Annotated in this window: 7 protein-coding genes; 1 reads left to right on the plus strand and 6 read right to left on the minus strand. The window is 44.9% G+C overall.

Annotated features, from left to right (window positions below; genetic code table 11):
• Window positions 1-17 precede the first annotated feature (17 nt).
• The 5 genes from FJQ58_RS31925 to FJQ58_RS31945 form a co-directional block, all read right to left on the minus strand.
• Window positions 18-920 (minus strand): carbohydrate ABC transporter permease, encoded by a 903-nt coding sequence (locus FJQ58_RS31925; protein ID WP_139999883.1) that lies wholly within the window; start codon window positions 918-920, stop codon window positions 18-20.
• Window positions 921-938: 18 nt separating this feature from the next.
• The gene (locus tag FJQ58_RS31930; RefSeq protein WP_238404418.1) at window positions 939-1,931 is read right to left on the minus strand and encodes an ABC transporter permease subunit; all 993 of its coding nucleotides are present in this window, start codon (window positions 1,929-1,931) and stop codon (window positions 939-941) included.
• Window positions 1,932-2,133: 202 nt separating this feature from the next.
• A complete protein-coding gene (locus tag FJQ58_RS31935; RefSeq protein ID WP_139999885.1) occupies window positions 2,134-7,887 on the minus strand; it encodes a carbohydrate-binding protein in 5,754 nt (1,917 codons plus the stop codon).
• A gap of 72 nt (window positions 7,888-7,959) precedes the next feature.
• Window positions 7,960-8,976, minus strand: a complete 1,017-nt coding sequence (locus FJQ58_RS31940; RefSeq protein ID WP_162341909.1) for an S-layer homology domain-containing protein — start codon at window positions 8,974-8,976, stop codon at window positions 7,960-7,962.
• Between the two features lie 787 nt (window positions 8,977-9,763).
• Window positions 9,764-12,820, minus strand: a complete 3,057-nt coding sequence (locus FJQ58_RS31945) for a glycoside hydrolase family 2 TIM barrel-domain containing protein (RefSeq protein WP_139999889.1) — start codon at window positions 12,818-12,820, stop codon at window positions 9,764-9,766.
• A gap of 212 nt (window positions 12,821-13,032) precedes the next feature.
• Between FJQ58_RS31945 and FJQ58_RS31950 the strand changes: the two genes are divergently transcribed.
• Window positions 13,033-13,872: a helix-turn-helix domain-containing protein gene (locus tag FJQ58_RS31950; protein WP_139999891.1), complete on the plus strand. Its 840-nt coding sequence runs from the start codon at window positions 13,033-13,035 to the stop codon at window positions 13,870-13,872.
• A 132-nt stretch (window positions 13,873-14,004) separates the two neighbouring features.
• On the opposite strand, the gene FJQ58_RS31955 is transcribed toward FJQ58_RS31950, so the two are convergent.
• Entirely contained in the window at window positions 14,005-16,707 is a 2,703-nt protein-coding gene (locus FJQ58_RS31955) for a glycosyl hydrolase family 95 catalytic domain-containing protein (protein WP_139999893.1), read from the minus strand.
• Window positions 16,708-16,834 lie beyond the last annotated feature (127 nt).

The raw sequence follows: 16,834 nt of genomic DNA on the forward strand, positions 1-16,834 counted from the left end.
ACAAATAACATACTACATTAGCCTTTCACTCCGCCAATCGTTAGACCTGTTACAAAATATTTCTGTGCAAAAGGATAGAACAACAGCACCGGTCCTGTCGTAATAACAGCCATCGCCAGCTTCATCGTTTCGCTTGGAAGCGCCTCTTCACGAATAACGCTTGTATCAACAACAACAGAAGCGCTGGACAAAATACGGAACAACAGGAATTGAAGTGGATGCTTGTCCTCCTCTGTAATGAGCAAGGAAGCGGTAAACCAGTCATTCCAGTAATGAAGTGCTGTAAACAACGCAATTGTAGCAATCGCCGGTTTCGCGAGCGGCATCATAATCTGACTAAAGATTCGAAAGTCGCTTGCTCCGTCAATTCTTGCTGATTCAACTAAATCATGTGGAATGGCGCGCATAAAGTTTTTGAACAGGAAGATAAAAAAGGCATTCATTACGCTTGGCAGAATCAGTGCCCAAATGCTGTTTTTCAAATGAAGCACTTGCGTATTGATAATGTACCAAGGGATCAGTCCTCCGCTGAACAGTGTGGTGAAATATAGGAAGAATGAATATCCATAACGATACTGAAAGTCAGGTCTCGACAAAACAAAACCGGTCATGGCAATCGTAACGACACCGATAACTGTACCGACCACTGTAACCAGTACGGTAATCGTATAGGCATTAATGATAGTTTTGGCATTCTCGAATATGGTCTGATACGCGTAAGTCGTAAAGCCTTTCGGCCATAGCGAGTAGCCTTCTGCTGATATAATTGCGTTATTGCTCAGCGAGCCTGAAATGACCAGGATGAACGGAAGCAGGCACGCCAGAGCAAGCAGGCCGATCACGACGAAACCAATCGTATAAAATAAAATAGCGGTTTTTTCGGTTTTGATTTTTGTTTTTGAAGCTGCGGCTTGAGACATCATCATTTCCTCCTACCTTTAGAACAATGCGTTGTCAGGTTCAATTTTTTTAACAACCCAGTTGACGAGAACGACCAGGACAAGACCGAAGAGCGACTGGTAGAAGCCTGCTGCGCTTCCAAGTCCGATATTTGGACTAATCGCGACTGCTCGATACACGAACAAATCGATAATATTCGTCGTTGGCAAGAGCAGACTGTTGTCGCGTACGAGATTATAGAACAAGTCGAACTGTCCCTTGAGAATGCCTCCTAGCGAGAACAGCGTCAGAATAATAATGGTTGGGCGGAGCAATGGCAGCGTAATGTGCATAATTCTCTGCATCAAGGTAGCTCCATCGATATGGGCTGCCTCGTAGACGCTTTCATCAAATCCCGAAAGAGCTGCGAAGTAGACGACTGTACCGTAGCCAAGTCCTTTCCAAATCGCGAACAAGACGATAATATATGGCCAATATTGAGGCTCCTGATAGAAGTTGACCGTATCCACACCAATGCTTGTCAGGAAGGTATTGATGAAACCATGCGTACTAAGCAAGTTGTAGGCTATGACACCAACGACTGCGAATGAAATAAAGTAAGGCAGAAACATCGCGGTTTGAACCGATTTCCTAAACTTCTTGCTAGGCAATTCCTTCAATGTGATCGCTACCACTACCTGTAAGGCTGTACCGAGCAGTAGGATAGCTAGGTTATACAGGAGCGTGTTGCGCGTCAACATCCAAATCGGCGAGCTCCAGAAACCGCCTTCCGTACCTACCCCAAACAAATACTCGAAATTTTGAAATCCGATAAACTTGCTTCCGAAGATGCCTGCGCCATAATCATAGCGCGTAAAGGCGATGTATACGCCAATCATCGGAAGATATGCGAATAGAATGAAAAAAATAAAAGACGGGATCAGCATAATCCAATAGGTCCGTTGATGAACTAGTGAATGAATAATACCTTTCTTTTTTTGTGTTTTCTTCTGCAGCGTTACTTGATGTGTTATGGTTTCCAGTTGTGCCACCTTCCCTTGCTCCTTTGTCCTTATGTTTCTATAGACCTATGGTATCATAGGGCTTATTTGGGTTGAATGCCATTTCTCTAGGTACTATTGCTGTTTTTTTGGATGTTTATGATGCCCCTGGACGCCTCTGCTTGAACGCAAAAAGGGAGCTGTCAGGCAGCAGCTATAACTGCCCGCCTGACAACTCCTCAACTGATTTATGCTACTCTACTGCCAACCAATCGGCAATAATCAACCGTGCGACTGCTGCAAGGGTCACGATGTTAATTTCATTTTCTCCAGTAAGATCCGCTTTCTCAATATCAGACCAGCCTGCATCCCCTTGCTTCACGCCAAAGTATTTGGCAATGATGGAGAGATCGCGTATCGAAATACTTGTTGCCCCGTTCACAAGCGACACAATTGTAGAGTTAAAGGTTTGTAGCGCATGGTTGAGATCAGTAACAGCCTGATTAACCTGAGCCTGAGTCGTACTGCCGCTACTCAGCACATTCTTCGCTGCTGCAATGACACTGTTAAATGCCCCTCTGGCAGCCTGTGGATATTGGCCTACCTTGTTACCTTCAACCGTCTTGCTATAACGATTCTCTGCTGAAGTAATAGCGTTTTGCAACGCTGCTTTATTCACAGGTTCAATTGGCGGATACGGAGTGACCGCATTCTGAAACGTTTGAACAGCTGACTGCAATACGCTTATGGCTGCAGTAATAGCAACTTGATTTGCTGCTGCATTCTCATTGACCGCTTGCGCAGCTTCAATCGCCGCTTGCAGCGAATTTTTCGCGCTCTGCGGATATTGCCCAGGCTGCGATCCTGCCACTGCTTGTGCATGAAACTGAGTTGCGGTTGCGATGAGAGCATTCAATGCTGTTTTATCTACGCCAACTGCGATACCATGGACCGCTTGCTCGACATGGAAAGCTGCCTCATTATCCGTACCCGCAGATGTAAATTCAGTTATCGATACAGTCGCCGCGCCCGGTTCTGCATTCGCCAGTATTCGGCCTTTCAGCTTGAGTAGTTCACCATCTGACCATTCTTCATTATTTGTAAGCAAGAGAAGAATTTCTCCAGTTTCCGGCTTAATGGCGCTGCCGATCAATGACTGCTTAGTACTATTTAGCGCATAGGCCTGTTCATCGAGCATAACAATATCATCCTCGGAATTGTCCGGCGTGCCATTGTCATCGACAATTGAAGCAAATTCAATCTTAGCTGGGTCATATTTCACAACGGCTTTTATCGTCTTGTAATCAGATGGGAGCTCCACCGCCTCCAAGCTAACTGACCATTCGATTGTTTGTCCCGCAAAGGCCGAAGTAGGACCGTTTAGTACCACTGTGTTTTTCACTTGCAGGCCTTCCATGGCTGCTTGCAGCGAAGCTTGTGCAGCATCCAACTGCTGCTGCGTCAAGCTGTTTGCTAATGCAGACTCTGCTGCTGCAATCGCTGTTTGAAGCGCAGCAACAGAAACTGCCGTGTATGACTCGCTGCTCGTCGCTTTTGCTGTTCCTACTAAAGTTATTAAAGACTCTTTATCCAGAACAGCTAGCGTTTCAGTCGTTACAATTAAAGCGATGCGATAATTCGGGTTATCATATCTGCTCGCTCCATATTGATTGGCATTCTGAGCAGCAGAACGGTTCATATGGAAGGAAAAGATTCCGTCACTCTCCTTCGCGTCGCTAGCCGCTTGGGTCATATCCACGTAATAGAAGCCTAACCCATTGGAATTAAATCGTGCAAATTCAGCGCCGGTTTCCGGTTTGTTATTATATGTTGTCGTATCTCCCCAATGATCAGCAATGCTGGAGAATAGGATGACCGAGTTCGGGCCGTATGTTTTATACAGCCTTAAGGTTGCACCTACAATTCTGCTGTTGGCGTCGAGGTGGGACAAATCGAACTTCACCATTCCTTCGCGGCCGCCTCCAACAACAAGTTCGGTTTCCTTGAAGGTCATATTGCCGTTGCTTCCGCCTGCACGAACATAAAAGTCATTTACTGGCGATAGGCTATAGCCCTTTCTTGCAGGCTCTGCTCCAGCTTTAACCTCAGCAAGAGCGTTCAACAGTGAAGTTGTAAAGCTTGCAGCAACCTCACTAGTGAGCACAACACCTCCACTGCTGTAATTCGGTGCCTTAGTCATTTCCAGCGCTTCTTTATACAGCTCGATCAGATGATTCAGCTTCTTGCCTGCATTTTTCTCTTTCTGATCCACATATGGTTTTGCTGCTTCTAGAGCCTTAATCATCTCTGGGCGAATAGAGAAATCAACGCCGTCCCCGAATACACCTTTGTACGGATAGGCTGTGTATACAAGCTGCGGATCAAGCTGCAAGCCGGAGTAAACAGCCCAGCTTAATGCTGCAGTATCAGAAATCGTATAACCCTCCACCCCATTTGTAATCGCCGGCTGATACTTAAGAGTACTGCTTAGATCAGATGCAGACAGGGCGTCATATTTAATTTTATGGCTTTCATCCGTATTCGACAATTCAATGGAACGCACATTGGCAGGGTATGCCCAGACCAGCTTTAAAGTGTGTTTTCCAGAAATAGGCTGATTCAAGGGGATCCAGTCACTATTCGTGTACGTATTCCAATTAGTCGAACTAATTGCTCCTGTTCCACCAATTTTTGTACCTGCATTCGTCGCCGTTCCATCCAGATAGAAAGAAAGCATATCCGAGTTAGCCGTGACATTGGCTGTACCATTCGTGCTGTAGTTCACTCTGATTTTCGTATAGGATGGAAGTGTATTTATGACTAGGCTAATCGCTTCCTTCAACTGACCAATGCTTGCTGCTGATGGTGCGCTTTTCGCTAAAGCTTGCGCTGTAACCAGCTGATCATATACTTCTTTGTGTTCCAAATATAAATCAACAAGTCTTTCTTCGGTACCTGATTGCTTGATCAGATTGTCAATATAGCTGCTGCTGTCAAGCACTTCAACCTTAAGCGATTTGACCGTATAATTACCGCTGTCATCCTTAGCCGTAATGACCAGCGTATAGAGGCCTGGTGTCACTCCTGATGGATCAATGGTCGCTACCCCGCCATTTTTACCATCAAAGTTGGTTTCTACAAAATTGATGCCGTCATGAAAGAGATCAACATGGACCGAATCTCCGTCCTGAACGGCAACATGGACATTTACAGCTTCTCCATTCGCCATAAGGGTCACGGCATTAAGCGTCATATTGGCTTCGGAGGTTAAACTAATGGACGGAGGCAGATTCCCCGGATCCAGCTCATAGCTATCAAGCAGCACTTCAGCATCCGCCGATGGCGATTCAATCGCTAAGAAAACACTTCTCAGATTAGTTGGATAATCGAGTACATTGACATATTGCTGAGCAATATTAAAGCTGACCTTCGCCCATTCTCCATGCGTATTCGGAACCGTCATGGTTGCAAACGGCACTGATACAGAGGTTCTTTGCAAAAGAAGCTTTGAGACTGCATCAGACTTAACCATAAAGGCCACATAGCTGTCCTTCGTTCTGTCGGTCTGCAGCGCTCCCTTGCTCAAATACAGCACGGAGCCATGGGAAACCTTGACGTATACGTGCTCACCTTCAGTACCAAGCGTGAAATCACCTCTCATAGGGATCGCCTGATCTTCGATTTGAATCGCTTTGTTTCCCGTTTCAACCGCTACGAGGCGGTCACGCTCTACGTTTTTGTACGTTTTTAATACAATCGGCGACGTACCTTCGTATTTCAAGGTAATATCTTGAATTCCGGTAATTTTGCCAATGTCTTCAGTTGGAATTTCCGCCGTCACTTTCAGGAAAGAGCCCTGTGTGTGAAGCAAGCTGTAAGTGGCGATTTTGTTTACACCGCTGTACATGCTGATTTTCCCAGTCGCATCTGTTGTCTTGACATTGAACTCCGCATTGTTGTTACCGCTATCAAAATTCATCCGATTAAATGAAATCGATGCGCCGTTAGTCATCTCAACGCCTTCTTGCGTTACACTTGCTCCATTAGCCAATACATCCGCTCTAGCTGCCTCGTTCTCGACACCTGCGAAATGGTTGGACAGAGCGAACCAGTCGAACGCAATTTGGTAGCTAAGCGCATTCGCACTACCGTAGTATTTGAAAGCGATTAAGTGCTTGCCTTGCGACAGCGGCTCGCTTAGCTTACCGGATATGGTTGCGTAATTCGTCCACCAGCCTGTGTTCGGTGCCTGTAAAGTAGCTAGCAATTTACCCGCCTTTACATTGTCAAGCGTCACCTTAGTACGGTCTATTCCTGCGACGTTATCAAGCAAAACGACATCAATCTTGGTGCCGACGCTCGAGTTGCTGGCCGTACGCATCGTGATTGTATTGAAGCTTTCTTCCACATCCAGATCGTACCATGTGAAATTATCCGCATAACGAACATCGTAAAGTACCGAACGCATGCCATCCACATCCTGGTATGTATTCGTGCTGATACTAGAGCTTCTACCAAGGAAATCATACGCTTGTTGTCTGTCATAGGCAGCTTTCGTTTCGGCATAGGTTGGCTGCTCAAGCGGTTGTGGAGCGCCCTTCACTACACCAGTAGCAAGATCTGCAGTACCGTACATCAACACATACCCCGTTGATGCTCCCAAACCGCCTGATTTGGTAATCAGCTCATTCAAAAATTTAATTTTGTCTTCCGTTCCGTTTAGCTTCGTCTCTTTATGATGAAGGTAGTAGCCATAAACATATTCACCCGCTGTATTCAGACCACGGCCATTATCGCTTACTGTAGTAAAATAATTGGTGTCTAAGGCTTCGCCTATCACACCCGAATTCGTATTGGCCCTCGTAAACGGAACCTCGTATCCCAAGTCATATTCGGCTAAATAGTTGGCCCCAGCCAATATGCGGTCATCAAGAAATTCAAATAAATCTTTACCTCCAGCTTGGTCCGTTACTTCGCCAAATGTCGCCGATGCGGGATCTGAATCAACCTTTGTACCCTGTACCTTCGTCATGAACGCGATCTGAGCCAATAAATCCACGTTAATGGAAGCATGACCGATATCCCTGCCTATTTCAATAAGCTGTACATGGGGCTCGACAGGCTCTCCTGTTTTCTCGTCCACGGTCATAAATCTGATTTGGTTAAAAATATCCCCTGACTTGCCTCTGAATTCAGCGGTTTTGTTCGTAGTTGCCCATTCTACCGCTTCCTTGTACCAATCCATATTGTCAGAGAAAATAGCAGCCATCATGAATGCCGACGTATTAATGCCATGCTGATTCATCCATCGGCTATTGCTCCGGTAGAAAGAGCCTTCATTAAAAGCCATCAAGAAATTATCGATGAAACGGGTGGTATCCTGATCCGTCCAATTCCAGACGCTTTCTTCATCCGAATTCGTATAACGGAGCAGTTCAGCTGCTCGTACCATATTTTGCATCGCATCGCCCATACTGATATGTGAATCATAGAACCCGACCGGGTTTGTGGGGTCGATTTGCGACCATAGACGAATAACCTCCATCGCTTTAGCTCTGTATCTTTCGTCGCCTGTTGCCGTCCACATGACCGCATGGCTAAATGCCGCGGCGGCATCAACTTTGGCTTCCTTCGCTTTGGCATCGTTATCAATTTTTGTGTAGGCAGGTTGTGTAGGATCAACTTTACTCTTGTTGCGCACATCATAATCAAGCGAAGCACTAGGCGTTCTCCGGAAATTATCAAAAGCGCTCAACCACGGTTCTGCGCCGATAGCAATCTTCTCTTGCATCAGCTCAAGCGAATCAGCGTTCAAGCCTGCAGATGGATGAACGATTCCACTTGCACTCGTCGTTCTGATAATATCTGGTTGTGTCTTGATAACTGATGCTGTCGCTTGTGACTGATCTTTTGCTGCCGCGGCCGGCAGCGTCAATGATGTGATGAGCATGACAGCTGCTGTTACAACCGCTACAAATCTAGTAAACTTTACTTTTTTTAACAACATGCTTGTACCTCCCTATTAGTCATGAATCTTACTATAATTGCTCATTTCGATGCTTCAATTTAAAACACGTTGCTATTGCGCCATTTTGTTAAGTACATTCATTAGTACCGTGACAGCTTCGGCTCTCGTTAGCTGATCATTTGGTGCAAAGCGATTGTCCCCTTTCCCTTTAATAATTCCTGCATCTACAGCGCTCTTAACATAAAGCTTAGCCCATGCAGCAATCTCGCTTTCATCAGCGAAGCCCGTCTCTCCCCCTTCACTCGAATACAGAGTTGCTGCCCTTACGACCATTGCCGCCATTTCTGCTCGGCTGATAGTACGATTGGCACGAAACGTATTGTCGTTGTATCCACTGACCGCTTTGGCTGCAACAGCAGAAGAAATATAAGGCTTAGCCCATTCGGGTATTTGTGCAGTGTCCGCGAAAACCAGCTCTGAACCTTCAGGAAGTTTAAGCGCTCGGGTGAGCATGGCAGCAAACTCAGCTCTCGTCACTTGTTGATTCGGCATGAATTGGTTATTTTTGTATCCGCTTACAAAACCAAGCTCCGCAGCAGCTTTGATATTTTTCTCGGCCCAATGTCCGGATATGTCAGTAAACAAAATCGCTCCCGCTCCACCATCTACTTTGACATTTTGGTTAATTTTAGGAAGGGTTGATTGCAGTTTAGAATCTACAAGTGTAGCCTTGTTTAGTGTGAATTTTGCTTCACCGCCCCCAATTCGTTCAAATACTAAATCGGCGATAGAAAAACTGCCTGTATTGCCCTCGACTGGGCCTGTTTTGGTATGGGCGAATGCAATTGAATTGCCTTTAATAACAGCTGGAATGGTGAAACCCATCATCGTACTTGAGGATTTCTTCAACTTCATTCGAAGCGGATCGAAGGTCAGTGTCAGGTCAAATGCATATAAATCATTGAAATTGGTCCCTGAGATGTTGATTTGAACCTCACCTTTCACTTCATTCGCCGATAACTGCAATTCAGGGGAAGCTGGCGCTGGCGCTGCCATTGCCGTTGTTGGTACAAGCAGTATTGTACATAGACAAACAATCATTAACCAAGATAAATTTACTTGCTTCAAAATCCCTACCATCCTTTCATACTAATATTAGAATGCGCTTACAACTTCGTGCCATCACAGCTCCCTTGGTCGTTCATTGCATGCTTCCATACAATAAAGCAACTCTAGCACAGTTAGCTTTTTTATTGAGTGATATAATTTTGTGAAATAGTGCCATTATTTCTGATTTGCATGCAATCACAAAAGTTTTTCTTCTGTAATTGGATAATTTTAGTTAAAAAATAAACAATATACAGAACCTTACATTCTAGCGCTGCTGACCATAGAACACCATGTAATAATCACATAGTATCTCAAGCCCATATGCTCCCCTTAACACTATCCGCGTTGGGTAACTTGCATTTCAAATTTCTCAAAATCAACCTTCATCTTGACCGTGATCGGCAGGCAGCTGAATTACTCACCCCAAAAGTCGTTGTCCTCCATACAGACCATCGAATGTGCTCATGGCTCAGTGAATGGAAGGCGAAATCCCATTGGGCAGTACTTGAAAATCTACTATTTTAATCTGCTATCATCTTCATTCCTGACAAAAAAAACAAGACCTGCCTCTATTTCGAGATAGCTGGTCTTGTGTATATTCCATCTGACTGACTTTCCAAAGCTTGAAAGCTTCATCTGCAGTAGCCACAAAGAATCCCTCCCCTTTGTAGCAAATTGGTATAAATCCGGAATTTCTGTTATCAAAATGGATAGATCGGACTTGGGAATCCTGCATTTATGAACCGATGCTTGTCTCTCATGATCCACCAACTCCCAATGAAATACTCAATAAAAAAAATCGCGCTTAGATTAATTCATCTTCTTTAAAGACGGGTAAGATCGTCATAGAGAATTGAATGTTCTTCTCCTTAAGCTGGTACGTCTCAAGCAACTCAGGGCCACATGAGGCCGAACCGACACCGCTCATTTTGTAATCGACATGAACAAACGTTTGCTCCCGCTCTTGTAGCTCATGATCATGAGCCGCTTGCTCCAAGTCACTGATACTGTATTTGGAAGCATTAAATGAGAACGTTTGCTTCGAACAGAATAGAAGCCCCATGCCTAAGCGGTTGGATACGACAGCCCATTCCGTCCCGTAACGGGACCCATTTTCTTGCGGCATAATATAGTTTTCATGGAGCTCCTGGACCGTTTTTACAAAACGCCCCATTCGGACACTGTGCCTCTTATCGATATAACTCTCGTGGGGACCAAAGCCCAAATATTCTACTTCATTATTCCCTTGCGGCATGACGATCTCGAAACCAAAACGAGGTAAATAAACAAAGCTCTCTTTGTCTCTTATCTTAGCATCCGTGGACAATGTAATGGAACCTCCTGCCTCTACACGCCATACCGTTGTACCACGCATAATCGTATATCGGTTCGAAGCTGCCAAGGAGAAATATACCTTTACCTCAACAGATGACGGGCTAGTTTGCTCCCAATGGCATTCATAAACTTTGGTCTGCGCACGGTCATAACCTTCTGCCCGCCAATTCCGAACGGCATGCATATCATTATCCAGCGGAGCTCGCCAAATGGAATAGGTTATGGGACGATCCAGCATTTCAAGTTCATTTCGCTGAATGCTTATGAGCGTTCCTTGGTCTAAACAGAAGACATAGCGGAAATCATGGCCATCTACCCTTAACACGCCATTCTCTTCAACAACGGTCAGAGAAGAATTACCCTTTCTATTGCAAATCAGATTTGAAAAGTCGTTCTCCTCTGCCTTTTCTTGAAGCGCGAATTGCGCAAAGGCGATCTCATATCCAACTCCTCCCCAAGCTGTATCCTGATTAAGCCGAAATGATAAAGTGAGATAACTGCTACCATACGTATTCGGTAAGCTGTAAGGCAGAACGATTGCCTGTTGTTGGCCTGCTTGTGCTTCTAGCTGCCAGACTTGCCCTTGTTCCTGTAAGATACCATCAAGTTCCACTTTCCAAAAAAGAGAAACATGAGATAAATCAATAAAATCATAAAGATTAACGATTTGTAGGCTTCCCTTCGATAGTTCCTCCGCTATCACCCGAATCGGAGCAATGACTTGCTTGAGCTCAAGCAATCCTGTATGAGGTCTACGATCGGGATAGACAAGTCCATCGATACAGAAATTACCATCATGAGGGCGGTCATGATCTCCAAGGTCACCACCGTAGGCATAATAAGTCCTTCCATCCGCTGTCTTAGCCAGCATCCCATGGTCGCTCCATTCCCATACACAGCCGCCCATCAGCTTGGGATATTTATAAATAACATCCCAATAATCCTTCAGATCCCCTGAGCTATTCCCCATCGCATGACTGTATTCGCATAGAAACATTGGCATCTTGTTATTCTCATTTTGAGCGTAGACTTCCAAATCCTTTGCGGACGCATACATCTTACTTTTCATGTCCAAACAAGAAATGTCCGAATGTCCCTTCATTTCAGGTGCCGTGCATTCATAATGAACCGGGCGTGACGCATCTCTCTCTCTTGTCCATTTGGCCATTGCGATATGGTTCAAGCTGTAACCCGATTCATTTCCCATGGACCAGATGACAACTGAAGGCTGATTCTTATCTCTTTCAACCATTCGAACAGCCCGCTCTTTAAACGCTTCAAGCCAATCAGGATCTGCGGAAAGAAAATGAAAGGAACCGTTCTTGAATTCACCGGACTGACCGGTACCATGGCATTCAAGATCTGCTTCATCCATAATATAAAAACCATACTCATTACACAGCTCCAGAAAGCGAGGATCATTTGGGTAATGGGAGGTACGAATCGTATTGATATTGTGCTGCTTCATAACAAGCAGGTCCTCAATCATGGCTTTCATAGGGACCGTGTGCCCCAATTCTGGATGCGAATCATGGCGATTGACACCTTTAAGCTTTACCGCTTTTCCATTTAGGAGGAATACACTGTCTTTAACCTCTACCTGGCGAAAACCAACTTGGAAAACCAATGTTTCATTACCTGCCGAAACGAACAACTTATACAGGTTAGGCATTTCAGCACTCCAAAGGTCAGGCTGTTTCACCTCAAGCTCTATTGTTCCAGAGCCTTCGATAACAGACTTGCTCTTGGCAATGGAGACTCCTTTCGAATCCTTCAATTCCGCAGTTACCTCAAGTACTCCGGTTGTTTCAATCTCTGACTGTAAAATAGCTTTGGAGAAATCTGCTTGATGGTTCTGCTTGTTAAACACATCGCGAATATGCTGCTTGTCCCGTGCAATCATATACACATCACGGAAAATACCATTAAAACGCCACATATCCTGATCCTCAAGGTATGTTCCGTCACACCACTTAAGTACCATTAACGCCATACGGTTAACCCCTGGACGCAAGTAGGATTGGATATTAAATTCAGCCGGCATCCGGCTGCCTTGACTATAGCCAGCAAAATGACCATTCACCCATAAGTAAAAGCAAGAACTAACGCCTTCAAATACGACAAAGTTTTCCTTCCCCTCGCCATTTGCAGACAGTAGAAAATCACGGACATATAATCCGGCTGGATTAGTGTTCGGTACATAGGGAGGATCGTTAGGGATTGGATAATGATAGTTCAGATAATGCATTTGGTCGTACCCGTTGGTCTGCCAACAGGAGGGAACAAGCAAATCATTCCAACTGCTCGTATCCCATTTGTCCATATAGAAAGGCTCCCTAACTTCCTTAACACTAGAGTGATACTGAAATTTCCAGTTACCGTTAAGAGTCCGATAGCTGGGTGATTGCCCTCGTCGACCAATTGCTGCCTCTTCCACGTTTGAATAGGGAATATAATAAGATCTTGCAGGCTCACGATTAATTTGAAGAATAGATGGATCTTCCCAGTATTTCTGAATTGATAGCATATGTAGTCTCCTCTGCTCATGGTTTAATCCGATTATATCGGTACAAGACCTCAGCAGATAGATTCCAATAGAGACATGTAATAGTACAAAATGGACATCTCTATTTTCACTTGAATCTCTCGATTATATAAATTATTATTTCATATAAGACATATAAGACTCTTAAGGTAGAGTCATATATAATACAAAACAGACATTAGGTGGTGTGTTCATTGCAGTGCTTACCTTTGAGGAGCAACGTTTCTCTTAGCCTTGCAGACGGCTTGCCCATTCGAGTCTACACGGTTGGAATGGATCGGCAAATTTCCATAACACGTCTAGAGGGCTTCTCTGCTCCACAAGTTCTTATCACATTCAGTGGAACAGGCAAGTTCCGCCAGCTTGGCCAGTCTTGGAAGATTCTTGAGCCTGGCTCACTCCTCTTTATTCCGGCCAACCTGCCAAATGAATATATGCCAATTGGCGAGGAGAACTGGCATGTCGGATATGCCACATACTTGGAGAATGAAGGCGGAGTCCTATCAAGCTGGGGATTCAAAGGACAATCATTTGTCGGTAAGCTAAACAATCTAACTCCTTTTTATTCTTTAATAGATAGAATCTGGCGTCACTCCGGTCCTGCATACGATCCTTGGGCAGCAATAGAGGGGTTATTTTCGTTATGTATTGAAATTCTCAAACAAATGCACAGTAATAATCCTAACCCTTTGCCTGTTCCGATATCATCCCGCACCTTGAAGGACAATATTGTGGACAATGCCCTTCGTTTTATCCATGACCATTTGAATCGCAACATTAGCGTCACCGAACTGGCTTCTCGGGCAGGTTATTCTCCTAAACAGCTGACCCGTCTGTTCAAACAACAAACCGGTCAAACTCCGCTGCAATATTTGCAGGCACTTCGTCTGCAAACCGCGCATCTCATGCTGATTGACAATCCGGGTATGACGGTCCGTCATGCAGCTGCTGCGGCAGGTATGGAGTGTGTGTATTTCAACCGATTATATAGGCGTACATTTGGATGTACGCCTACGGAGTCCAGACGTTTATAATTAGGTTTGGAACTTTTTTCTTAATTCTGTAGGAGAAAACTGTCTTCTTGTTAAATACATCGCAAAAGTACGATCGTTCTTCATAACCGACTGCGTTTCTGCAGTCGGGTTGTTTCTATATAAGGAATTACTCTAAATAAATTCTACCGTAATATCTACTTCATCACTTAGCGTTAACGTAACATACTTGCCCATTTCATCTTCATGCGCTTGAACTTCCTCGCCGTTAACGATGGCTCTCATCCACGGAATGCCGGCACTTAATCGAATAGTATTGTCCTCAATTCTTGATTTCAATGTAGCTTTAGCAGTCCCGTTTAACAGATTCCAAGATAAGTGTTTAACCTCCACTTGTGTTCTTGCCATAAGGCCATCCATTGATCCCGATTGCCAATCGGAGGGCAATGCAGGAAGCAGCTCGATTTCGCCTGTATTCGAAAATAGAAGCGCCTCATTAATTGAAGCTACGACGCCAAATGATGTATCCGTACAATAGCAATGACTTCTTCGATTTGTATCATGGTCAGTCATTAAAGACGGGTAATAACCAGCATGTGTCATCATGGGCAGTAGCGAAGCGATAACGTCGTTGCCTCCTTTAAGCCTTGCGCTAACGAGAGCCTTATGCATCCAGCCATGTCCCGCCGTAGCATCCCCCGTATTGTATTTATCTCTATTGTCGAGCGCAATCTTCGCTGCTTTCGCAAGCGCTTTATTGTTCTGCGTTTCATAAGCAGGCCATGCCACATATAGGTGGCTCAAATGGCGGTGGTTATTATTTTCCGTATATTCGTTCATAGCCCATTCGCGCAACGCGCCATCCGCGTCATATTTATAATCAGGCAGCAGATCTAAGAGAACCTCCCATTTGGCAATGGCAGCTTCATATCCTTCACGTTTTACGGCTTTTTCCATTGTCATTACCATTAATAACCCATCCCGAGCAGCCGAAATATCCATGGTCGCATTAGCCGTTATCGTGCTGTTATAACCAATCGGATTATTTTCCGGCGAATAGGTTGGTATAATCATATATTTCTCGCCAGGATTTAACGCTATTTTGCCGCTTTGATGACAAGCGTTGCCGTTCTTGTCTGTGTAGTATTCAGGCGTACATATTTGTTCCCAGAAATTAGCCTGCTTCGTCAGGAGTGGGAGCAAAATATCTTTCTCTAATTCCAAATGTCCCCTTCGCAATAAATTAGAGAAATCCTCATCGGAAAGTCCCCCGTCATGGACGCTGAGCAATGATTGCAACTCATGAATTCTCATCGCATCTACAATTGGGATTTGCTTATTCCCGTAACATTGCCAGTATTCATAAATCGGTAGAAGGCACCAGCTTGCGCCGGCATTCCAATACTCAAACGGGTAATCGTTGTCATATTCCACATGCATGCCGCGGTCACCATCAGAGTTGACGGACACCTGAATAGCATCATGCATCCCGTAAGCCATGCGTGCATTGTAGGCGAAGTCCGGCGTATTCCGTAGGAAAAACGTGATGTATCCAAGCTGCGCCTGCGTCATATTCCCCGTATTCATGGCCGCAACCTGCAAGTTCACATTTGCGTCAAGGGTGTAAATGCCGCGCCAGCCCGGATTCCATTCGCCGGTCCACATACCATATAAGCGAGGCGCGCTTAAGCCGCTGCAGCATATCATCGCATATCTGCCCTGGTTGTAAACTTGCTCCATAAAAGCATGATTAATTCTCGATAACGTCGCTTGTTGGGTATGAATTAGCGTAAGATTATCCGCGTGCTTATCAGAGTCATCACCGGCTAACGAGAAACCGATGGCATTAAATTCAGCAGCATGCTGCTCGGCATGGGGAGCAAGGGCTGCTTCATAATCAAAACCGCCTTGAGGATCAATATACTTCTGAGCGACAGCATTCGTATGCCGGAACAACTGCTCAACCAGAGCGTATTCGGCCTGTTCGGCAAAATCTTCAATTCTGCCCATCTCATAAGTTCGATTGGATTGTGTAATGAGATAAACGGCATCGGCTTCTATAATTTGAATTGCTGGGTTCTGCTCACTGCCAACGTTCATTATTTCATTCGTTTCAGCGAGCAGCACTCTTTTCTTGGTACCGTTCACTACGAGTACCTGTGTTAACCCCGCATATCCTGCGTTACGAAGCTCACTGCCCGGATAGGAAGGGTAATGCGCAACTTGTGCGATATATTCCGCCTGTGTATCTACCAGCTTCTTGTATTGTAGCGCTGATACCTCAGAGGTGCCGTTTTGGGCACGACTCATATTCGATATATCATCGATAGAGATCATCATATTAATTTTAGAACCTATTGAAGCTTTCTCTATCTTCGTTATGGATACATTGTCTGTCCTAGAAGTGAAGGAGGTTCGAATCCAAATCCCGTATTCATCGGTGTAACGCACGCCCGTCTCCGCCGTCTCATAATTCGTCCAGCGCTCATAGCCGGATACACTTCCTCTATTTGTCGAGCTTAACCGAAGCTGATGTCCAGGATGATAACTGTAGTAAAATGTTCTAATTCGCGTCGAGTCGTTCTCATCCTTAATCTTCCATTGGTCGTTTTGATTAAAAACGTTCCATCTCGCATCTTCAAGCTGTTCCGTTAATTCATTAGGAATAAATCTAGGATCTTTGGATGGATAGTTGAACCACATATATTGAAAGATGAAGCTATCCGAATACGGTGCGCCTGACGTAATATAACCGTTCTCACCGTTGCCACTGACCATGCCGTCCCGCCAAGCGTATCCGAGGTTGGACCCTGGTAACTCCGTATAGGCGTAAGTATAATTTCCTTTTTCAAACATGCGTGCTGTTGGCGTTGTCATAATCTTTTTCCCCCACTTTCCTATGATCTTTGCTTTTCGCTATAATTATATCGATACAAGGATGAAGACGTTATCAATTAAGACGCCCAAAGGTACCCTTCAGGTGTCGCATTTTGACAGAGGAGAA

The sequence above is a fragment of the Paenibacillus paridis genome (assembly GCF_006345825.1).
Lineage (GTDB): Bacteria > Bacillota > Bacilli > Paenibacillales > Paenibacillaceae > Pristimantibacillus > Pristimantibacillus paridis.

Excerpts from the sequence above, each read along its gene's own strand:
- FJQ58_RS31925 (WP_139999883.1), bottom strand. The coding sequence starts at position 920 with ATGTCTCAAGCCGCAGCTTCAAAAACAAAAATCAAAACCGAAAAAACC.
- FJQ58_RS31935 (WP_139999885.1), bottom strand. The coding sequence starts at position 7,887 with ATGTTGTTAAAAAAAGTAAAGTTTACTAGATTTGTAGCGGTTGTAACA.
- FJQ58_RS31945 (WP_139999889.1), bottom strand. The coding sequence starts at position 12,820 with ATGCTATCAATTCAGAAATACTGGGAAGATCCATCTATTCTTCAAATT.
- FJQ58_RS31955 (WP_139999893.1), bottom strand. The coding sequence starts at position 16,707 with ATGACAACGCCAACAGCACGCATGTTTGAAAAAGGAAATTATACTTAC.